The sequence below is a fragment of the Streptomyces sp. R11 genome, from assembly GCF_041051905.1.
Lineage (GTDB): Bacteria > Actinomycetota > Actinomycetes > Streptomycetales > Streptomycetaceae > Streptomyces.
Genome location: NZ_CP163432.1, coordinates 329,423 through 350,210, shown reverse-complemented (window position 1 = coordinate 350,210; position 20,788 = coordinate 329,423). Strand labels below are relative to the sequence as shown.

Here is a 20,788-nt window from a genome sequence, read left to right as displayed (position 1 = left end):
GCGGGCGCCCAGAGCGCTCAGCGACGCCTTGGCGACACCCGCCACGGCGACCGGGCGCAGCAGAGGGTCCAGCGCATTCGCGTGCGCGCTTGCGTTCGTAGGGGCGCGTCCCCCGGGTGGCCCGCCCCGCAACCCCAAGTCCCCTACGCCCTCTCGGACTTCCCCGGCACGCACAGCCACGCGAGGCCCGCGGCCGTGAGGTAGGCGAGGGCGCCGACGGCCATGCTCGTGCGCAGGCCGGTGTTGTAGTCGGTGGCTGTTGCGAGCAGGCTGCCGCCGAGGGCCACCCCGGTGGCGCTGCCGATCTGGCGGGTGGTGTTGAACAGGGCGGAGGCGGCCCCCGAGTACGCCGGGGGCGCCGCGCCCATCACGGTGGCCGTCGAGCCGGTGAGGGCGAAGGAGGTACCGAACCCGGCGGCCATCATCGGTGCCACCAGCAGCGCGTAGGCGGGATCGGCTCCCGCCGCGGCCCAGCCGGCCAGTCCCGCGGCGGCCAGGAGCATGCCGGAGATCACCAGTGGACGATCGCCCGTGCGGCGGGTCAGCCGCCCGGACAGGACGGACGCGAACATGGTCATCGCCACGGCCGGGAACAGCGCCAGCCCCGTACCGAGGGCGCTGAAGCCGCGCTGATGCTGGAAGTACAGGCTGGCGGTGAACACCATGCCGTAGAAGCCGAAGTTGAACAGCAGGCCGATGGCGGCCCCGCCGCTCATGGCGCGAGAGCGCAGCAGGTTCAGCGGCAGGGCAGGAGCGCGGGCCAGCCGCTCGCGCATCACGAATGCCGCGGCGGCCAGCACTGCCAGGCCCACGCCGGCGAGCACGGCCGGGTCGGACCAGCCGCGCCGGCCGGCCTCGTTGAGTGACGCGGTCAGCAGCGCCACCGCGGCCACGACCGCGACCTGCGCCGGCCAGTCCAGGGCCCGATCGGCACGCCGGGGCGAGCGTGCGACGTGACGCAGCGTCAGTACCAGACAGACCATGCCGACGGGCAGGTTGATCAGGAACACCCAGCGCCAGCCCACCGTGGAGACGAGCAGCCCACCCAGCAGCGGCCCGGCGGAAGCCGCGATGCCCGCCATCGAACCCCACAGCCCAAAGGCCCGTGAGCGTGCGGCCGGCTCGGGGTAGGCCTGCTGGAGCAGCGCCAGGGAACCAGGCACGATCAGCGCCGCGCCCAACCCCTCCACCAGCCGGGCCACCACCAGGAAGGCGGTGCTCGGCGCGAGCGCGCACGCGGCCGACGACACCGTGAACACCGCGACGCCCGAGCAGAAGACCCGACGATTGCCCAGCCGGTCACCCAACGCACCACCGGTCAGCAGGAAGCCGGCGAAGACCAGGGTGTACCCGTCGGTGATCCACTGGATGCCGGTCAGCGAGGCCGACAGTTCCTGGCCGATCACCGGCACGGCGACATTGAGCACCGTCACATCCAGGATCACCATGAAGTATCCGGCGCAGACCGCCAGCAACGGTGCCGAGGACCGACGCCTGCCCCCTGCCGCAGACTGCTCCGCGAACGCCACGGCCCCAACTCCATCCCGTCCGCGGAGGCTCTGGATCACGAGTCACAGTAAGGGACATTTGCGCCATATCGATGGAGCAGGGTCCTGGCCACGGCCTCCGGCCCCGCAACCCCACCGCTAGACTGCGCCCATGACGTACTTCTTCCACCTCCGCTAGGCACCGTCGGCGAAGCGAGGATCCCCCGTCGCCGACGACGCGGGGCAGCGGAGCGCTGTCCCGAGTGCTGACGTGGAAGAAGAAACAACACCATGCACACGCCCCTCGTGGCGCGCTGCCTCCGCGGCCTGGAGGCCGTGGTCGCCGCCGAGGTTCTTGGGTCCGGGCTCGGCGCCGTCACCGAACTGCGCCACCGCGAAGTCCATTTCTGTACGCAAAGGGCGATGCCACTGCGCACCGCGGACGACGTGTTCCTGCTCGCCGCCCGGCGCCCCGACGTCGGATCGACGCGACAGGCCCTGCACGACCTCGCCGAGCTCGCCGATCCGGCCGGGATCGACCACCTCCTGTCCCTGCGCCGCCACAGCGCGACGACGCCCGCCCCGGAGTTCACCGGCATCGACGTCTCGGCCTCCTTCCTCGGTCGGCGTACCTTCACCCGGTACGACGCCGAGGACGTGGTGGGACAGGCCCTCGCGCGGCGCCTCCGCGTCCCGTACCACTCGCGGCGGGCAGGAACCCCGCCTCCGGCCGGCTGCTGGGGCTGGCGGCTGACCTTGGACGGCACGCGGGCCACGCTGATGCTGCGGCTCGACGAACGCCCCCTGCACCGCCGCGCCTACAAGCAGCGCACCATCCCGGGCACCCTGCACCCGCCGCTCGCCGCAGCCATGGCCCGGTTGGCCGACATCCGCCCCGGCCACGTCGTCCTCGACCCGTGCTGCGGAGCCGGCACCCTGCTCATCGAGGCGGCTCTCGCCCAACCCGACGCCCGCTTCCGCGGCTACGACGTCTCCGCGGACGCGGTCGCCGCGGCCCGCGCCAACGCCGGTGAGCTGCCCGTCGCCATCCGCCTTGGTGACGCCGGCCGGCTCCCCCTTCCCGATGATTCCGTCGACCGTGTGCTGTGCAACCCGCCCTGGGGTACCCAGGTCCAGGCCCGCGGTCTGCTCGCGAACGCCCCTTCCCACTGGTGGACGGAACTGCACCGCGTCCTGGCGCCCGACGGCACGGCCGTCCTCCTCCTTCCCGACCGCGACGACCTCGCCACCGCCATCCGGCACCACTTCACGCCCGTACACGTGGAACGGCTGCGCCTGTTCGGGGCACAGCCGTTCCTCGTCCGTCTGGTGCCGGCAGCGGGTGCGGGCAGGGTGACAGCTATTCAGCCGCGCGGCCGAGCCACTTCAGGCCGTCGATGAGGAAGCGGTTCTGGGCGGGGCTCGCGAACGTGGAGGACAGGCGGGTGTTGGTGGCGTAGTCCATGGCGTTGTGGCCGAAGTTCGCGTACAGCATCCGGTACTGGGTGTTGGTCCACAGGATCGGGTAGTAGCCGCTGTACCAGGACTGGTTGGGGTCGGTGCCCAGGGGGAAGCTCGACGGGTCGACCGATGCCAGGATCCTGATGTTCGGTTTGGTGCGCAGGTCGTTGGACCAGCTGTACCACTCGCTCACCGCTGAGGTGAACGTGGCCGGCAGCGTGGTCGTCGAGGGGTGCCTACGGTCCTCGGTGCGCAGGGTCGCCGTCGTGGGACCCCACGTGTTCGACCTGAAGTTCCCGCTGCCGAGGAAGGTGTTGTAGTACCAGGGCCACGATCCGGCGTCGGTCGTGAACGCCGAGACGTGGAAGCCCATCCAGCCACCGCCCGCCCGCATGTACCGCTCGAAGCCGGCTCGCTGGGCCGCGGTGTCCGGCGCGTCGTCGAGGAAGAGGACGACCTGGTAGTCGTTCACTCCGCCGTTGGAGAGCAGGTTCCAGTCGGTCGTCGCCCGGTACGTGAAGTTGTTCTGGGCGGCGGTGCGCGGGAACCACTCGTTGGCTTCCTTGACGAAGTCGATGTGTGCGGCGTCCCAGGTGCCGTTGTAGAAGGCGATGACCTTGAAGGCGGGCGCCTGGGGCGCGGCGGCGGCGTGGAGTCCGGCGGGCGCCGGGGCCGCTGTCAGCCCCAGCACCAGCGCCAGCCCCGCCAGCAGTCGTGCTGCCAGCCGCCTCACGGGTAGCTCACCAGGTTGGCCACGTTGGTGGTGGAGTTGGAGGGGCCGCCCCGGTCGTTGATGACGTGCCGGATGGTTCCGGTGCCGCCGAGCGAGACGGTCACCATGTTCTGGAAGCGGACGCCCGGGGTGTTGGGGACCTCGAAGGCGCGCTCGGCGGTGACGGACGGGTTGGCGTTGAAGAAGCAGTAACTGCCCAGTCCGTACGCCTGGTGGCTGGTCACGGAGTTGGCGACCTTGTAGGCGGCGTAGCCCTGGGTGGAGCCGTTCATCCAGGCGGCCTGGTTGGGCGGGTCGTAGGGCATTTCGTTCTGGTAGAAGTACGTCCGTCCGCCGTTGCCGTTCCAGATGGTCTGGTGCTTCTGGTAGTGCTCGACGAACAGGCCGTACATGGTGACGTTGTCGCCGTTGACGATGAGGCCGGTGTCGCCGGTGTTGGTGTTCCAGCCGATGCCGCTGCCGTGGTCGCCGCGCCAGATCCACATGTGGTCGCCGATGACGTTGTCGCTGTTGACGACGAGGCTGGTGGTCGCCTTGCCCACGGCGGCACCGCCGACGCGGAAGTACACGTCGTGCAGGGAGGTGGGGTTCGCGCCGTGGTTGGCGGCGGCGCCGGACGGCCCGATCTCCACCAGGGTCTGGGAGTTGGTCGTGCCCGCGTCGAAGAGGACGCCCGCGATCTTCACGCCGTCGACGTCGGCGACCGTCATGGCCGTGATGCCGTTGTCCGGGATGAACGTGGCCAGACCGAGCCCGAGGACGACGGTGTCGGGGCGGGTGACCCGCAGGGTCTGGTTCAGGTGGTAGACGCCCGGCGTGACCAGCAAGTTCTTGCCTTCGGCGAGAGCGGCGTTGATCTGCGCGGCGGTTGCGCCCGGCTTGACGACGAAGAACTGGTCGATGCCGAGTGAGCTGCCCGCGGCGGCCCCGTTCGCCCAGCTCGTGGCCGAGGAGTTGGTCCGCAGGGAGGGCACGAACACGCGGTAGGCGCCAGCGTTGTCGACGTACAGGAAGGGCTTCTCCCGTACCGTCGGGGTCTGGTTGACCGTGGTGTAGGGCGGGTTGGGGAACGTGTTGCCCGGTACGCCCTGGCTGCCGACGAAGACCATGTTCCAGTTGGAGCCGGTCCAGCTGCCGAGCTGGGAGTTGCGGGTCAGCCACTGCTGCTGCGTGCCGGAGCGGACCTGCCCGTCGATCTTCGTGTCGGCCATGAAGCCGCCGCTGGACCAGCCGCCGTCGCTGAGTTCGAGGTTGCCGCGCACGTGCATGCGCCGGTACCCGGACGCCTGGGAGACGGCCCAGCGGTCGGTGCCGCCGGTGGGATTCACCGAGAGGTTCTCCGCGCCCCGCCAGAAGTTGTGGGTGGCGTTCTGCGGCGGGAACCAGTCCGCCTCCACGTGCACGGCGCCGTTGATGGTGACCGAGTCGGGGGACTGGCCCAGGCCCAGCACCTGCGTGTAGAAGCCGACGTTGACGTCATTGCTGTACGTGCCAGGCTTGAACATCACCGCATAGCGCTCGGAGCCGAACTGGTTCGTCTCCTGCTGCCGGAATATCGAGTCCAGTCGGCTCTGGATCGTGGACGACGGCATCGACGGATCGAAGACGGCCACGTTGGGGCCGAGGTCGACATCACCCGGGGCGGTGCTCACGGGCGCGACCTGGAAGCGCTGGGCGGCCGAGCCGTTGCAGGTGTACTGCACCAGCTGGACGCTGTCGGCCGTCGAGGCGGACGGCACGTCAAGACACTTGCCGCTGTGCCGGTTGACGAAGTGGTAGGCGCCACCGCCCTCGTCGACGGCCTGCCACTGCTGGTTGTTGCCGCCGCCGTACGTCCACAGATGCACGGCCGCGTTGTCGGCCGTGGACACATCGCTGACATCCACCACCTGCTGGGCGTCGTTGCGGTTGTTGATCCGCACATAGCCGTCGCTGGTCGGTGTGAAGCTCCACTGCTGTGCCGTGCTGTTGTTGCATGCGTACTGCTGCACCGCCGTGCCGTTGACGGTGCCGGCCGCTCGCGCGTCCAGGCACTTGCCGCTGCCGCTGTTCACCACCGTGGACCAACTGGTGGGGAGGGCGGCGGCGGAAGGGGCCGCATCGGCGGCGCGTTCCGGGACGGCCTGGGTGGGCTGGACGGCGCTGAGGAGCGAGGCGGCCGTGGCAGCGGCGACGAAGGCCGCGGTCAACGGACCGCGGCCTCTGATGGCTGGTCGCGAGGTAGGGGGCATGTCTTCTCCTGCGCCGGCGAAGCGGCATGAGTGGGGGGTGAAGGGGGTGAGGAGCGGCGCTTATTTCAATGCATGATTTAAGAAGTGACGGAAACCACTGTCAAGACTTTGGTATAGGCCAACTCCCACGTTGTGTGCGTCGTCGATCCGCAAACGCGGTAGGGGAGTTGAGCCGCCCGGCTGAAGGACGCACGACCATCCGGACGGCTGCCAGCGCGGCGCGCCGCCGGCCGCGGCGCGCGTGATGTGCCCTGAGATGCCAGAACGGCTCACCCACGAAGGAGACACACGGCATGCTCGGACAATCGCAGGCGTACAGCGGCTTCTCGGTCGACGATCTCGACGCGGCCCGCCGGTTCTACGGTGAGACCCTCGGCCTCCAGGTGGAGGAGATGGGGCAGGGCGAGATGCGCATGCTGATCGTGAGGCTCGGAGGTGGCGGGCACGTCTTCGTCTATCCAAAGGACACGCACACCCCCGCAACTTTCACGATCCTCAACTTCCCCGTGGACGACATCGAGGCCGCCGTCGCCGAACTGGAGCGGCGCGGCGTGACCCTAGAGCGCTACTCGGGCTTCGACCACGACAGGAAGGGCATCGTTCGGGTCGGCCAGGGCGGCCCCACTGCGATCGCGTGGTTCACCGATCCCGCCGGGAACGTGCTTTCTGTGGTCCAGGAGGACTGACGACCGACCTCGACATCGTGAAGGGACCTCTCATCCGTACGGCGGTGTCGCCGGGGCCCGCTGCCGCCCCGGCCCGCCCCCGTCGCCGGGCACGCCACGGGCCGCGATGTGAGACTGCAGAACGACGCGCCCGAACCGCGTCCCACGGTCCTGGCGAGAGGAGACGAGGTGGTGACGGCCGAGCCCGGCGACGGTCTGCTGGAGGAGTTCCTCGCCGACCCGGAGAACGCGGCGCTGGACCTGCCCACCGCGGTGGCCCGCTGCTCCAAGGCCCTGGGACTGCAGCACGCGGTGATCTACCTCGCCGACCTCCAGCAGCGCCGGCTGGTTCCACTGACCGCCGCGGGCTCCCCGCTGCCGGTCGACGACTCGCTCGCCGGCTGGACGTACCGCACCCAGTCCCTGCGCGTTGAGGAGTCCGAGGCCGGCGGCATGAAGGCCTGGCTCCCCCTGGTGGACGGCGCGGAGCGGCTCGGCGTCCTCGCAGTGCGCTCCCCGGCCCTGACACCGGCCTCGCTGCGCCGCAGCCGTACACTCGCCGCGCTGCTGGCCATGATGATCACGTCCAAGCGGGCGTACAAGGACTCCTTCGTACGACGGACCCGCACCGAACCGATGCAGCTGCCCGCCGAGATGCTGCGCGCCTTCCTGCCGCCCCGCACGATCGGCACGGCGCACGTCGTGTCCACGGCCGTACTGGAGCCCGCCTACGAACTCGGCGGCGACGCCTTCGACCACTCCCTCACCGAGACCACCCTGCACGCCGCCGTCCTCGATGCCATGGGCCACAACCTGGCCTCGGGCCTGACCACCGCGGTGTCGCTCGCCGCCTGCCGCAACGCCCGGCGCACCGATGCCGACCTGCCCGAACTGGTGCAGAGCGTGGACGACGCCTTGGCGCGGTGGCTCCCCGACCAGTTCTGCACAGGCGTCCTCGCCCAGCTCGACCTGGCGAACGGCGTGCTGCGCTGGACCAACTGCGGACACCCCGCGCCGCTGCTCATCCGGGACCAGCGACTGCTCGTCGACGCCATGGAACGGGAGCCCGAACCGCCCATGGGGCTGCCGTCGCTGCTCGCCCAGAGCACCCGGCAGACCCATGAGATCGCCCTCCAGCCCGGCGACCGGGTGCTGCTCTACACCGATGGCGTTACCGAATCCCGTACCCGGGACGGCGGCATGTTCGGCCTGGAGCACTTCACCGACTACATCATCCGCGCCACCGCCGCGGGCGAACTGGCGCCGGAGACCCTACGGCGACTGATCCACTCGATCCTGGACGCACAGCCCGGGAGCCTCCGGGACGACGCGACGCTGCTGCTGTTCGAGTGGTGGCCGCCGACACGGTGACGCCGGGCCCTGAGCGAGGCAGGGAGGCCTGCCCTACACGGCCGCGACCGGCTCGCCGCCCTGTGCGGGTGACAACGCGGCGATGAGCTCGAAGGACCGGAGGCGGTCCTTCAGGGCGTACACCGGTGACACGAGCATCAACTCCTGCGCGCCGGTCGCGTCGGTCAGCTCGGTCAGACGGCGTACGACGGTCTCGGGGTCGCCGTACGCCTGGTGCGCGTGGAACGCCGCGAGGGCCTGCCGCTCCTGGTCGGAGAAGGGATGCCCGGCCGCTTCGGCGGGGGTGGGAAAGGCGATGTCGCTTCGCCCCTGGAGAAGGCCGACCTTGACGACGTTCATCGGCCCGACGAGCCATTCGGCCTCTTCGCGCGTCGGGGCGCACACCGCCTCCACGCACAGCAGCACACGCGGGCTCGGGCACCAGCGGGACGGCACGAAGCGGGCGCGGTAGTGCTCGATCGCGGCAGCGGTGTTCTCGGGGCGGAAGTGGTGGGCGAAGGCCATCGGCAGACCGAGCTGCGCGGCTACAGCGGCACCGGCCGCGCTGGAGGCCAGCAGCCACGGCTCGGGCAGCGAGCCGAGCGCGACCTCGTCGACCAGGAAACGCAGTGTCGCCACCACGTCGTCGCGGTACTCCTCGTCCGTCGCCGGCCGCGCCCCGCGCCGCAGCGCCAGGGCTGTCGCCTCGTGCACGGTACCCGGGCCACGGCCGATCCCGAGATCGACGCGATCGGGGTGCAACGCGGCGAGCGTGCCGAACTGTTCGGCCAGCATGATCGGAGCATGGTTGGGAGCGAGGACACCCCCGGAGCCCAGCCGGATGGAGGACGTCGACGCGGCGGAGTGAGCGATCAGCACCACCGGCGGGAAGGCGCCGATGGCGGGGGAGTGGTGATGCTCGGCGTACCAGAGCCGTCGGTAGCCGAGCCCTTCGACGCGACGGGCGAACTCGGCCGTGTCCCTCAAGGTGTCCGTGGGGTCCGTACCGCTCTGGACCATCGCGACTTCGAGTACGGAGAGCGGCACACCCATCATGTGATCAGTATGGCCGAACGCGTCGTGCTCGGAGGCCTCTTGCACGGTCAGCCGGTCAGGGGCCGCCACCGGCCCGCCATCGCGTGGTCGAGCCTCCTGCGCCACACCAGTGCCCCACCGACCAGGCCGGGCTTGTCCCGCGTGGCCAGCGCCGGGGCTTCGAGCATGTCGGCGGCTTCTTCCAAGTAGGTGACCAGCGTGTCGAGTTCTTCACCCCACGCGTCGTTGTAGAGGGACCAACGGCCCAGGTAACCGGTCGCAGCGTCCAGGTACGCGCCGGAGGTGGTGTCAGACGCACCGTGCGAGACGACCGGAATCCAGGTCGCTTTCCACACGGTTGTCCGCTCCTCCTCGGGGCGTCCGGCGTTGTCGCTGTCGAGGTCGGCCTGGGCGTCCAACTTCCGCCGGTAGACGTCGGCCACGGCGTCCAGGGCCATCAGTGCCTCGTTGCCCGGGAGACATCCCCCGCCCCAGCCTTCGGCACCGTCGTCGCCTCCGCTCAGCAGCCACAGGGTGCGCAGCTCGGTGGGTATGCGGACGCCGAGTTCGTTCTCCAAGGCGGCGATCGCGGAGAGTTCGGCACCGGAGCGGAGCGCGGCGTAGGAGTCGGGGGCGTCGTGCTGGAGGCGGCGGATGATGCGCAGCCAGGCATCGGCGATCTGCCGGACGGTGACGGCCTCGGTCATCGGGTCGACAGGATGGACCTGCTCCTGACCTGGGTCCTCGTCCTGGGCGGGCGCTGCGGGCTCGGCGGAGGGGGCGAGGTTCACGTACCGGATCTGGATCCGGTCGGGCTCGCGGATGTAGCCGACGGCCAGGTCGGGGCAGTCCTCGTACAGGTCACCCTCCACCATCACGGTGAGGATGCCGGGCAGACTCGACGGCCGGCCCATGTCCGGGTCGTCGGCCAGTCGGCCGGCCAGAACCTTCAGGGCGTAGGGGACACCGGCCCCGAACTGGGCAGCGGTGTCGCGCACGAACGGCGGGAGCTCGACGTTCAACGGTCCGGTACTCCTTGCTGGTTGGCCGGGCTGGGCGGGTCGGTACGCGTGAATCAGTTCCAGGTCATGTTGATCTCACGCCCGAAGTTGACGTACTGGGCCCGCCCGAAGGCGTTCGCCATGGGGACGTTGCCGAGGTCCGTGGAGGCCCGGATGCGGGGAACTCCCTGCTCGGCGAGGATGCGGGTTCCTTCGGCGAGGACGTCGTCGATGTAGCCGTTGCCGCGATGCGCGGGCAGGACGGCGACGTAGGCGATGATCGGGTTGTAGCCGTTGTGGGCCGGGACCACGAACCCCACCGGTTCCCCATGGGGCAGTGAGGCGATCCGCCACCAGTCTCGTGGGCTCGTGTAGCGCGCGAGTTCGTCCTCGTAGTGCCGGGCGGCCGCCTCCTGGGCCGACGACCGCGTCAGGTCGTCACGGCTGTGTGCGTCCAGCGTGCCCTCCAGGACCAGGGCCATCAGGGCCACGAGCTCCCCGGCATCCTGGACCGGCCGGAAGAGCAGACGCTTGCTGGGCCCGGGGACCGGTGACGTCGGATTCCATTCCAGGCGGAGTCGCTCGACGAAGAGCCGGGCACCGGTCCGTTCCAGTACCGTCATGCGGTCTTCGACGAGCTGTCTGGTCGCCGCGTCGTCACGCCAGTCGGGCGGGATGAAACGGCTGTACTCCGGGGGACGCGACCTGTCCGGGAGGACAGCCGCCATCGCCGTCCGCAGAAGCCGCACCCCGATGTCCAGGCGATCGGGACCCGGCGCGCTGTCGTCGATGTCGAGGACGTCCAGGATCAGTGGTGAGTCCCTGCCGGGCCGACTCCACCAGGCAACCCTGGCCAGCAGGCGGTCGCCGCGCTGGGCGACCCACATCCACTCGGGACGTCGACGGTCGGAGGCAAGGTCGTCGGCCAGTTCCACGTTGAGGTCGTAGGGCAGTTGAGAGAAGAGGTCGAGTGCCTCGCGTCCGTTGACCGGACGCATGGCCAGGTCGTTCTGTTCCTCGGTCAAGGCACGCTCCGGGAGGACACAAGCGCGGTGATCATGGGGGTCATCGGCCCATCCCTCCTCGTCTATCCAAGGGCGGTCCGGGTCCGCAAATGCTTTTCGATCACCCGGACGGCAACGCTCGTCCAGGCCCGAGTGCATATCGGCGTCAAGGCCGCGCCCCTGCCGCAAGGTATACGCTGCGGTCCCGTGTCCGGAATCGATCTTGTCAATGGGATAGTCGGCGCCGTCTGCGGCATGGTCCTGGCCATCTTGTTCCAACAACCGCTCCAGGACGCCTGGTTCAGGATCCGACGCCGATCGGCCACGGCCGTGCGCAGCCTGACGTTCCGTGAGGGCGATACCCCGCTGTCCACCTGGTCGACCTTCTCGGTCGGGCCGCTCCAGACGTCGGCGCTGGTCGTCGAGGGCGACGGTGAGCAGGCCATCGCGCCGGAGTCGGTGCGGGTGCGCGTGCTGGAGGGGGAGGTGGTCCTGCCCGAGGAGATGGCGTCGTGGCGGGCGGAGATCGAAGCGGTGGAGGAGCAGGCCGAGGCGTCCGGAACTCGGGTGCGCATCTGGAACGGCCCCCGATACGCCGTGGAGGGTCTTGAGATCTCCCGCACCGCACTGGAGGAGCACGCGGACGTCGTACTGCGGCTGCGCCCCACCGACTACTTCACCTTCCTCGCGGCACAGCAGCTCGACCGCAGACTGCCCGACGGCACCACCCCACGCCGGCGCTACCTCGACCCCGACCGCCCCTTGGAAGCCCCCGCGTTCCTGCAGTGCAGCTTCGGCGTGAACATCGCCGTGGTCACAGCCGACCACCTGCTCGTCGTCAGCAGGCGTTCCGACCATGTGCGTTCCGGTCCCGGTCTGTGGGGTTCGTCGGTGAACGAGGGGCTCTCCCGGCACATCGACTCGGCCGGCCGCACCACACCCGACCTGTACGACGTCGCACGGCGCGGCATGAGCGAGGAACTCTCCCTGGAACGGCACGAGTACACGCTCACGATGCTGGCGTTCGTCCTCGACGTCGAACGGCGACAGTGGAGCGCCCACTTCACCGCACATCTCACCGGCCTGACCGGAGAGGCCCTACGGACCCGTATCTCACGGGGAGTTGCCGACCGGTGGGAGCACCAGAGCATCGAGTACGTGCCGTTCCGCCCGGCGGACGTGATGCGCTACCTCCTGCGTCCGGACCGCGTGCGTCGTTGGGCCCCGGTCACGCCGGCCCTGTTCCACCTGGCCCTGGTGCACACGCACGGCCGCAGCGCCGTGGAACGCGCCGAGGCCCAGGCCGTACGCCGCATGCGCTAGCGGTTGACCCCACGGGGGAGCGGTCCGTGGCAAGCGGTTCACGTTCAACGGCTCATCGCGGTCTCCCGTTCCACGCGTGACAGCTTCACGGGGTTGCGCACGGCGTAGAGGCCGGTGATGAGACGGTCGTCGATGCGGATGGCCAACACCGTGTCGATCCGACCGTCCAGCCGCAGAACCAGGGCCGGATGGCCGTTGATGTGCGCCGGCTGCAGCGATGCCGCGGAGCCGAAGCGGCCCAGCCCGGCGACCAGGGGCGCCACCTCGGCAGCGCCCACGACGGGCGCCCGCACGGCCTGGACCACGCCGCCGCCGTCCCCCAGCAGGACGACATCCGGCGCGAGGACGTCGAGCAGCCGTTGCAGGTCGCCCGAATCGACGGCCCGGCGGAAGGCGTCGAGCGCGTTCTGCGCCTCGGCCGGAGTCACGGCCCCGCGCGGGCGGCGCGCTGCGACGTGTGCCCGCGCGCGGTGGGCGATCTGACGGATGGCGGCCGGGCTCCTGCCGACGGCTACCGCGATCTCGTCGTATGCCAGGTCGAAGACCTCGCGCAGCACGAACACCGCCCGCTCGGTGGGGCCGAGCGTCTCCAGCACCAGCAGCATCGCCATCGACACGCTGTCCGCCAGCTCGACGTCCTCGGCCACGTCGGGCGCGGTCAGCAGCGGTTCGGGCAGCCACGGGCCGACGTAGGACTCCTTGCGCCGGCGGAGCGTACGCAGCCGCATCAGTGCCTGTCGTGTGGTGATCCGGACGAGGAACGCCCGCCGATCGCGCACGGTGTCGAGATCGATGCCCGCCCATCGCAGCCAGGTCTCCTGCAGGACGTCCTCCGCGTCGGCGGCCGAGCCGAGCATCTCGTAGGCGACCGTGAACAGCAGATTCCGGTGTGCGACGAACGCCTCGGTGGCGGAGCTCATCCCGTGGTCCGGAGCAAAAGGCTCAGCGGTGTTCTTCGGTCGCGCGTTGCGCTCGGTCACGGCTGACTCCCACCTGTTCGCGGTCCGGCGTTCCTCACGCACAAGATGCCGGTCCCCGCTGCTTTGTGACATCCGATCTCGGTGGCGCACGTCACACCATCGTCGCTGTCACAAGGAGCGGAGGGTCGGCATCTGGTGTTCGTCCGGACGCCGCGCGAACGATCCGCGCGGTACCGCCGTCGCACAAGTGAGGACGAAGCCAATGGAATCCCGTTTCAACCTGATGACCAGCAAGGTTGGCGCCAAGGTCGGCAAGCGGATGTACAACGTGAGCCTGGCGATCATGGAGTCGTCGCTGCCCAAGGACTTGCAGCAGTTGGTGGAACTGCGCGCCAGCCAGATCAACGGCTGCGGTTGGTGCGTCGACGTGCACACCAAGGAAGCGGCAGCGGCCGGTGAGACGGCGGTCCGGATTCACCTGGTCGCCGCCTGGCGCGAGTCGGCCGTGTTCACCGAGGCCGAACGGGCCGCGCTGGCGCTGACCGAGGAGGGCACCCGACTCGCCGACGCCCACCACGGCGTGTCCGACGAGACCTGGGCGCAGGTGCGCAAGTACTACGACGACGACCAGATCGCCGCGCTGGTGTCCCTGGTCGCCATGATCAACGCGGCCAACCGGCTCGGCGTGATCACCCGCACGCAGGGAGGTTCGTACGAGCCTGGAATGTTCGCCGACTCGTCGAGCTGACGGTAGGTGACCTTGGGCGGGCCCGGCCTGGGTCATTGGGGTCCGGGCCCGGGCCCGCGCATGTCCGAGCGATGGTGTCGAGCGGCGTTGCCAGCCACTGGGGCCTATTGGGCCGTGGCTTCGAGGAGGAGGGGGACTCATGCTTCCGAAGAGGCTGGCCGCAGTTGGGGCCTTCGTCGCGCTCGCCGTGAGGCTGAGCAGTACACCGGCGAGCGCGACACCACGCACCACCGGGTTCCAGGACCAGGCCACGGACAAGCCCTGCTTGGACTTCCGTGCCGACTACGGCCCGTACGTCTTCAACTGCAACGGCACCGACTACCAGAAGTGGCACTGGAACGACGACTTCGAGTACAGCGCGCTGCGGCAGGTGGCAACCAGGCTGTGTCTCACGCTGCGCAGCGACCAGCTGACCATGAAGCCCTGTGCCGCCGCTGACGACGCGGCGCTGTGGCAAATCGATGAGACGGAACCTCGGCTGATCCGGAACATGGTCAGCCGCAGGTGTCTGGCACGGACGGCGAACGACCGCGTCTCCACAGCGCCGTGCACCGGCGGGAACTCCCAACGCTGGACGATCCGGTAGGCCTTTCGTAGGCAGGCGCTCGTTCGGGACGGACCGGTGCCAGTGCCGACGACTGCACTGCATCGAAGGATGTACGCCGTTTTCGTCCGGCCGCACGACGATCGGGCCGTAAAGCGCCGAGAACCTGAAGAGCATGTCCTACAGCCTTCGCGCGTCCCGTGACGAGACGTCCTCCACGCGGCCCGCGGCCCCGCCCCGGCTGCCGTTGCTCGATGTGCTGCGTGGAGCGGCGATTCTCGGCACGTTGATGACGAACGTGTGGATCTTCGCCGCCCCTGGCTCGGAGTGGGCGTTCCTGCAGGGGACGCCCATGCCGGACCCGCTCAGCGAGCCGGCTGAGGCGCTGTTCCGGTTCCTCGCGGACGGGAAGTTCCTGTCGTTGCTGACGATCCTGTTCGGCGTCGGTCTGGCCATTCAGTACGACTCCGCCGCCCGCCGAGGCACCCCGTGGCCGCGCGGCTACCGGCCCCGCGCGCTGTTCCTGTTCGCCGAGGGCACGCTGCACTTCGTACTGGTCTTCGGGTTCGACGTGCTGATGGGGTACGCCCTGACAGCCCTGCTGATCGCCAGGCTGCTGGCGCGTTCCGAGCGCGTACGGCGCGTGGTGATGTGGACATCGGTGAGTGTGCACGTGGTCCTGATGTCGCTGATCACGGTCGCTCTGCTGGCCGCGCCCTCGGACGACTCCGGGAACAAGGTGTCCGACGTGGCCGTGGACGTGTACGCCCACGGCAGCTGGTTCGACCAGATCGCCTTCCGGCTGGAGAACGCGATCGCCCTGCGGATGGAACCGGTCATCTCCTTCGGCCTGCTGGTCTTCCTCTTCCTGCTCGGCGTCCGCCTCCACCGCGCCGGAGCCTTCACGCCCACCGACCGGGGCAGGCGGTTCCGCTCGCGGATGGCGGTCCGGGGCCTGGGGCTGGGCATTCCGTTCAACGCGGCCCTGTGGCTGGGCGGTGAGGAGTTCTTCTTCCTCGGCCGCTATGTCGCCGCCCCGGTGGTCGCCGTCGGCTACATGGGTCTCGTCGGCGTCGCCCTGGATCGTGGGTGGTTCCCGGCCTTCCTGACCCACGGTCTGTCCGCGGTCGGCCGTACGGCACTGTCCTCCTACGTCCTGCAGAACGTGCTGTGCATGCTGGCCTGCTACGGCATCGGTCTCGGCCTGGCCGACCACTTCGCCGACAGCGGCCCCTGGTGGGTAATGGGCCTGTGGGCGACGGTCTGCGTCCTTCTCGTCGCCGCCTCGACCCTGTGGCTGCGCCGGTTCTCCCACGGCCCGCTGGAAGCCGTACAGCGCCGGGTCCTGCGCCGCTGAGCCGGTACAGCGGCGAGGGCGCCCGCGAGGAGCTCCGGGTCGACGGCGGCGGCCTTCCTTCTCCGCGAGGGCCTGAGCCTCGGTGTCGCGTACGGCATCTGGGCCACCAGCGGCGTCGCCCTCACCCGCCGTCGACTCCCGCATCCTGTTCAACGAACCCTTCCCCAAGGCCATGGGCGGCGGCGTCGCCTTCATCGTCGCCGGTGTTGCACATACCGAGCTCCGCGCCGCCCCCTCACCCGTACGAGAGCATGCAGGCAGGCTCCCGGCGTATGGCCACCGCCGCCCCTCCCTCGGGCGACACGCCCTGACGGAGCGTCAGACAGGCCAGGTCGAACACCTACGCTGGCCGCATGGGCCACGACGACACCGAGGGCGCCGGGGGCCTGCCCCTTCCGGCCGGCGGCCCGGCGGCCGGGGCGGGCAAGGACCCGCGGACCACGGCCGATTGGCTGAACTGGCTCAAGGAGCGGCTGTACGCGACCATCACCATGATCTCCGTGGTGATCGGCCTGACGGCGGCCGAGCACCCCTCCGTCGCCGGTGCCGCGGCCAGTGTGGCGGCCGCCGCGGTCGGCCTGTGGCTCGCGACGCTGGTGGCCGACGAGCAGGCGCACCGCACGGTGCACGGCCGGGTGGCCACCGGAGCGGAACTGCGCCGGATGCTGTGGGTCAGCAGCCCGCTGCTGCTGTCCGCGGTCGGTCCGCTCATCCTGATCGGCTCCGCGGCCTTGGACGTGATGGACCTGGACACCGCCCTGTTCGCCGCGGCCGGGGTGAACGTGGCCGGCCTGTTCGGCTGGGGCTGGTACGGCGGCGTCCGGATGGGCAACAGCACCATGGCCGGCGTCCTGGCCGGCGTGCTCGACGCGGTGATCGGGCTGGCCGTAGCACTGGTCAAGGCCTACGTCGGCCACTGACCGGCCGTACCGGCCGAAGCGGCCGTCGGCTCCCGGCACCCGCGGCGGCATCCAGTCCCACCCCACATCCGTCAGCGCACCCCGCCCACCCCAGGATCGGTCACCGCACACGGCTCAGGCGCTGCTGTCGCCGGACCTGGCCCCGATCCCTTCCGGTTCGTCGGTGCGGCCCCGCAGTGCCTGGCACACCGACCAGACCACGGCCACCACCGGTACGGCTACCACGGCGCCGATCACCCCCGCCGCCACCGCTCCGCCGACGACCGCCAGCGCGACCACCACCGGGTGCAGGCGGACGGCCCAGCTCATCACGATGGGGTGCAGGAGGTGGCCCTCGATCTGTCCGATGACGACGATCAGGGCCACGACGAGCAGGGCGATCAGTACTCCCTTGGAAGCCAGCGCGACGACGGCCGCGACCGCGAGAGCGATCGGTGAGCCGATCAGCGGGATGAAAGCGGCCGCGAACTCCAGCAGCGCCAACGGCACGGCGAGGGGCACCCCGAGTGCGAGCAGCGCGATGCCCACGAGGACCGCGTTGGTTGCCGCGACCAGCAGGATGCCGTGCGTGTAACCGGTGAACGTCCGCCAGGCGGCCCCGCCCGCGACGGCGAAACGCTGACGGGCCGCCATGGGGAGCTGGTCGCACAGCCATTGCCACTGCTTCTCGCCGGAGTGCGTGAAGAACACCGCGCAGAACAGGGCCAGAGCGAGCACGGTCAGCACCTCGAGCAGTCGGCTTGCGCCGCTGAGTGCCGTACTGATGAGGGTCGAGCGGTGACTCGACAGGAGTTTGCCGATCCGGGACTGGAGATCATCGAACACATCCGGGGGGAGCCGGAACGGAGGCTCCTCCAGCTGACGTTCGATCCGGTCGATTCCCGTCACGAACTCCCGCTCCAGCCCGCTCCGCTGGTCCGCCACCGTCTCACCCACCAGGGCCAGCGCCCCGAGGATGAGGACGATGCCGCCGATGAGCGCGGCCGCGACCGCGAGCGGCCGGGGCATGTAGCGGGCGAGGAGGCCGGCCACGGGGCGGAGCACGGCAGTGATGACGAGACCGAGGAAGACGGCGACGGCGATCCGGTGGAACTGCCCGAGCACGGAGAAGGCGACGCGGACGACGATGCCGACGGCGATGATCCGCCATGCGTACGCGGCGGCGGTCCGCAGCAGCCCCGGCACGCGCGACTCCACGCCGCTCGGGTGCTCGAGCGGTGAGGCGGGCGGATCGGGGGGCGAGGCCATCTCATGCCCGTACCACCCGATGGCAACCGGGCCGCGCAGCCGACGCGGAATTCCCCCTAAGGCCGGTACCGGCAGCGCCAAGGCGGGCTGATGGGCGGGCTGTCGGGCGGGTTCTCGCCGCGCTGAGCGAGCGTCAGTTCACCGAGCCGAAACCTACTGGCCTTCTCCGCTAACATGTTCGAACTCGCGATGATCGCCCTCATCGCCGACCGTTGCCCGAAAACCGTACCAATCAGAGCAAAGTGACCTGTTGACCTAACATCTGAAAACCGGCCAAACAAATTGATATCCATGTCGTCGCGGGCGTTCTCGCGAATAAAAAACAGAATCAAGTTCGCCGTCGCGGCGTGGCGTCAACCACGGGCGATGCTGTGGACCGTTGCGGGTGTGGTGACCCTCGGGTTCCTCGTCGCGCTGGAGATCGCGGCGCGCCACTACGGCATACCGGGGCCGATCACCACGCAGGCGCGAGAGGTGATATTCCCGCCCAAGTCGGGATTCCTGCTGTACGCCGGTATGGCGTTGATGATGGTGGTGCTCACCCGGCGGCAACGGTTCATCGCGGTGGGTACCGCGATCGGCATCGACCTCATATTCGTCGTGGTGCGGTGGGCCGCCGACATAAAGGTGACCGAAGGCCATCCCTTCGGCAACGGCGCGTTGTGGGTGATGCTGGGCTGCACGGTCATCGCAGTCACGCACCGCACCGGCCGGGAACGTGCCCTGCTGCTGAAGGGCGTGGGGCTGGGACTGCTGCTGGTGGCCGGCCGTAAGACCGGCGACGCGTGGCTGCACATCACGTCGCAGACCCGGCCGGTGGTGCTGGACCAGTACATGGCAACCGCCGATCAGGCGCTGGGCAACCCATCGTGGCTGGTGGGCCGGATGGTTCGGGCCACCGGCCCGATCGGCGCCCACGTTCTCGACTACGTCTACGTCCAGTTGGCGGTGGCCTCAGTCGTCGTCGCGCTGTACCAACTGCGCCACGTGGCCGTCGAGCGCCGCTTCCCGGGCCATCATCTGGTGCGCACGTTTCTTGTCATCGGCCTCCTCGGGCCGGGCATCTACATGATCTACCCGGTCGTCGGACCGATCTTCGCCTACGGCGTCGACGGCGGGCAGTGGGCGGTCGCCAACCTCTGGCCGGAGACGGCGCCGCCGATCGGTACGCCGCACGCGATGCCGTTCGACGAGATCACCCCACGCAACTGCATGCCCAGCCTGCACACGGCCTGGGCCACCGTGATCTTCGTTCACTCCCGTCAGGGGCCGCGGATCCTGCGATTCGCAGGTACCTTCTGGCTGATCGCCACGCTCGGCGCGACTCTGGGATTCGGCTACCACTACGGCGTGGACATCGTCGCCGGTGTGGTGTTCGCGCTCACGATCGAGGCGGCGATGCGTTCGCTCGCCCGTGGCTGGGATCGGTCGGGAATCCAGCTGGTCGCCTACGGCACGACGGTCTTCGCGGCCCTGTTGGTGTCGTATCGCTATCTGCCGATGGAGATGGCCAGATACCCGTTGATGTTCGGGCCACTTCTCATTCTGGCGATGGTCTCAGTGATTCTCGGCTACATGCGGACCACCAAACTCTGGGAACCGAAGGTCGCACCGGGGCGACAGCTGGAACCGCAACCCGAACTGGTCTGACTCATGGCGTACCAGGTCGTGCCGGCCCCTCGGGCTTGGTGCGCCATGGGCCGGGGGCATGATGCCGAGCCGGATCGGAAACCATCTGTAATGGTTTGATCACTCCATGGAGTTGTCTCCGACACCGCCCTCCACACCACGGGCGAGCCCTGCTCGATGTGCATGAGCGCGTTGGCATGGGCGAATCTGCGGCGCGTCGTCTGCGGAAGCTTTATCGACGAGATCCGCCGCACCGACATCATCCAGATCGACCTGTCGGCACGGGAGGTGGCCGCCTCCGCGCGGTCCTTCCACAGTCCCGAGCTGCTGCTGGGCGGCGTGCTCGCCGGCCGCCCGAACCGCCTCTTCCGGGACGCGCAACGGCTGCGCCAAGGCCTCTCGGACGTGCCTTCGGCCGATCTGTCGTGACGTTGGCTCTCCGGCGATGAATTTCGGCGACGGGACCGGTCGACAAGTACGAGGACCGCCGACGAGAGGAACCGATCGTGGCCACCGCAGAGACCCCCCAGAGCACCGACGGCACGTTCCCCAGGGCCCTGCCGGACACGGAGCCACAGACGGCCGCGGGGAAGGTGTTGCTGCACTTCAGCATGTCGCTGGACGGGTTCGTGGCGGGGCCGCAGCATTCGATGGACTGGCTGACGGGCATCTCGTCCCGGCCCGGCATCATCGAGGAGTACGTCGCGACGACCGGCGCCGTGCTGGGCGGCCGGAACGGCTGGGACGCCTACCCCGAGCCCGGTGCCGTCTACGGCGGCGCGTGGCAGGGGCCGCTCTTCGTCCTGACGCACCATCCTGAGGACGCGCAGCAGGCCGAGGGCGTGACGTTCCTGAACTGCGATGTGGGCGAGGCGGTCCGGATCGGGCTGGAGGCCGCCGGCGGCAAGAACCTCGAGGTGTTCTCGCCCACGATCGGCAGGCAACTCCTCGATCGAGGCCTGGTCGACGAGATCGACCTGCACGTAGCGCCGGTGCTGCTGGGCGACGGGGTCCGATTCTTCGACAACCCCGGGGGCGTGCCCATTCGGCTGGAACTGCTCAACGGCAGCGACCGAACCGCGGAGGTGAACCTGCGGTACCACCCCGTCGCGAAGAGCTGACGGCTCCCGGA

General features: G+C 69.6%; 18 protein-coding genes and 1 pseudogene. 11 read left to right on the top strand and 8 right to left on the bottom strand.

Translation table 11 applies throughout. The features are described from left to right. Positions 1 to 143 precede the first annotated feature (143 nt). Positions 144 to 1,529, bottom strand: coding sequence for an MFS transporter (locus tag AB5J55_RS01750; protein WP_369268910.1), 1,386 nt, complete (start codon positions 1,527 to 1,529; stop codon positions 144 to 146). A 249-nt stretch (positions 1,530 to 1,778) separates the two neighbouring features. Here AB5J55_RS01750 and AB5J55_RS01745 point away from each other — a divergent pair, with 249 nt between their 5' ends. After that, positions 1,779 to 2,888: a methyltransferase domain-containing protein gene (locus tag AB5J55_RS01745; RefSeq protein ID WP_369268909.1), complete on the top strand. Its 1,110-nt coding sequence runs from the start codon at positions 1,779 to 1,781 to the stop codon at positions 2,886 to 2,888. Here the strand turns inward: AB5J55_RS01745 and AB5J55_RS01740 are convergent. Further along, a pseudogene (locus tag AB5J55_RS01740) lies at positions 2,863 to 3,681 on the bottom strand (ThuA domain-containing protein); the annotation flags it as partial. The gene AB5J55_RS01745 and the pseudogene AB5J55_RS01740 sit on opposite strands and share 26 nt — an antisense overlap. Further along, positions 3,678 to 5,912, bottom strand: coding sequence for an RICIN domain-containing protein (locus AB5J55_RS01735; protein ID WP_369268908.1), 2,235 nt, complete (start codon positions 5,910 to 5,912; stop codon positions 3,678 to 3,680). The gene AB5J55_RS01735 and the pseudogene AB5J55_RS01740, both read right to left, overlap by 4 nt. A gap of 293 nt (positions 5,913 to 6,205) precedes the next feature. Here AB5J55_RS01735 and AB5J55_RS01730 point away from each other — a divergent pair, with 293 nt between their 5' ends. Both AB5J55_RS01730 and AB5J55_RS01725 read left to right on the top strand, forming a co-directional pair. Beyond that, positions 6,206 to 6,598 carry a VOC family protein gene (locus AB5J55_RS01730; RefSeq protein ID WP_369268907.1) on the top strand — a complete coding sequence of 131 codons (393 nt, stop codon included), beginning with the start codon at positions 6,206 to 6,208 and terminating at the stop codon, positions 6,596 to 6,598. Positions 6,599 to 6,793: 195 nt separating this feature from the next. After that, positions 6,794 to 7,948: a PP2C family protein-serine/threonine phosphatase gene (locus AB5J55_RS01725; protein ID WP_369276057.1), complete on the top strand. Its 1,155-nt coding sequence runs from the start codon at positions 6,794 to 6,796 to the stop codon at positions 7,946 to 7,948. A gap of 33 nt (positions 7,949 to 7,981) precedes the next feature. Here AB5J55_RS01725 and AB5J55_RS01720 read toward each other — a convergent pair whose 3' ends face one another. Genes AB5J55_RS01720 through AB5J55_RS01710 form a run of 3 tightly spaced genes read right to left on the bottom strand, consistent with a single transcriptional unit; the run spans position 7,982 to position 10,961 of the window. Then, positions 7,982 to 8,983, bottom strand: coding sequence for an LLM class flavin-dependent oxidoreductase (locus tag AB5J55_RS01720; protein ID WP_369268906.1), 1,002 nt, complete (start codon positions 8,981 to 8,983; stop codon positions 7,982 to 7,984). Positions 8,984 to 9,030: 47 nt separating this feature from the next. Then, positions 9,031 to 9,984, bottom strand: a complete 954-nt coding sequence (locus AB5J55_RS01715) for an SMI1/KNR4 family protein (RefSeq protein ID WP_369268905.1) — start codon at positions 9,982 to 9,984, stop codon at positions 9,031 to 9,033. A gap of 53 nt (positions 9,985 to 10,037) precedes the next feature. Continuing rightward, entirely contained in the window at positions 10,038 to 10,961 is a 924-nt protein-coding gene (locus AB5J55_RS01710) for a GNAT family N-acetyltransferase (RefSeq protein ID WP_369276056.1), read from the bottom strand. Between the two features lie 261 nt (positions 10,962 to 11,222). Between AB5J55_RS01710 and AB5J55_RS01705 the strand changes: the two genes are divergently transcribed. Then, positions 11,223 to 12,290 (top strand): hypothetical protein, encoded by a 1,068-nt coding sequence (locus AB5J55_RS01705; RefSeq protein WP_369268904.1) that lies wholly within the window; start codon positions 11,223 to 11,225, stop codon positions 12,288 to 12,290. A 44-nt stretch (positions 12,291 to 12,334) separates the two neighbouring features. On the opposite strand, the gene AB5J55_RS01700 is transcribed toward AB5J55_RS01705, so the two are convergent. Then, entirely contained in the window at positions 12,335 to 13,210 is an 876-nt protein-coding gene (locus AB5J55_RS01700; protein WP_369276055.1) for an RNA polymerase sigma-70 factor, read from the bottom strand. Positions 13,211 to 13,472: 262 nt separating this feature from the next. On the opposite strand from AB5J55_RS01700, the gene AB5J55_RS01695 reads away from it, so the two are divergent. The 4 genes from AB5J55_RS01695 (at position 13,473) to AB5J55_RS01680 (ending at position 16,779) form a co-directional block, all read left to right on the top strand. Beyond that, complete coding sequence (locus AB5J55_RS01695) at positions 13,473 to 13,958, top strand: carboxymuconolactone decarboxylase family protein (protein ID WP_369268903.1); 486 nt, start codon at positions 13,473 to 13,475, stop codon at positions 13,956 to 13,958. A 139-nt stretch (positions 13,959 to 14,097) separates the two neighbouring features. Next, complete coding sequence (locus AB5J55_RS01690; protein WP_369268902.1) at positions 14,098 to 14,544, top strand: ricin-type beta-trefoil lectin domain protein; 447 nt, start codon at positions 14,098 to 14,100, stop codon at positions 14,542 to 14,544. A 133-nt stretch (positions 14,545 to 14,677) separates the two neighbouring features. After that, positions 14,678 to 15,859 carry a DUF418 domain-containing protein gene (locus AB5J55_RS01685; RefSeq protein WP_369268901.1) on the top strand — a complete coding sequence of 394 codons (1,182 nt, stop codon included), beginning with the start codon at positions 14,678 to 14,680 and terminating at the stop codon, positions 15,857 to 15,859. A gap of 353 nt (positions 15,860 to 16,212) precedes the next feature. Further along, positions 16,213 to 16,779, top strand: coding sequence for a hypothetical protein (locus AB5J55_RS01680; RefSeq protein WP_369268900.1), 567 nt, complete (start codon positions 16,213 to 16,215; stop codon positions 16,777 to 16,779). A gap of 114 nt (positions 16,780 to 16,893) precedes the next feature. Here AB5J55_RS01680 and AB5J55_RS01675 read toward each other — a convergent pair whose 3' ends face one another. Continuing rightward, complete coding sequence (locus AB5J55_RS01675; RefSeq protein WP_369268899.1) at positions 16,894 to 18,027, bottom strand: AI-2E family transporter; 1,134 nt, start codon at positions 18,025 to 18,027, stop codon at positions 16,894 to 16,896. Between the two features lie 366 nt (positions 18,028 to 18,393). Between AB5J55_RS01675 and AB5J55_RS01670 the strand changes: the two genes are divergently transcribed. From AB5J55_RS01670 to AB5J55_RS01660, 3 genes are all read left to right on the top strand, one after another. Beyond that, positions 18,394 to 19,677 (top strand): phosphatase PAP2 family protein, encoded by a 1,284-nt coding sequence (locus AB5J55_RS01670; RefSeq protein WP_369276054.1) that lies wholly within the window; start codon positions 18,394 to 18,396, stop codon positions 19,675 to 19,677. A gap of 162 nt (positions 19,678 to 19,839) precedes the next feature. Further along, positions 19,840 to 20,085, top strand: a complete 246-nt coding sequence (locus AB5J55_RS01665) for a hypothetical protein (RefSeq protein ID WP_369268898.1) — start codon at positions 19,840 to 19,842, stop codon at positions 20,083 to 20,085. A 77-nt stretch (positions 20,086 to 20,162) separates the two neighbouring features. Further along, complete coding sequence (locus AB5J55_RS01660; RefSeq protein WP_369268897.1) at positions 20,163 to 20,777, top strand: dihydrofolate reductase family protein; 615 nt, start codon at positions 20,163 to 20,165, stop codon at positions 20,775 to 20,777. The last annotated feature ends 11 nt before the right edge of the window (positions 20,778 to 20,788 follow it).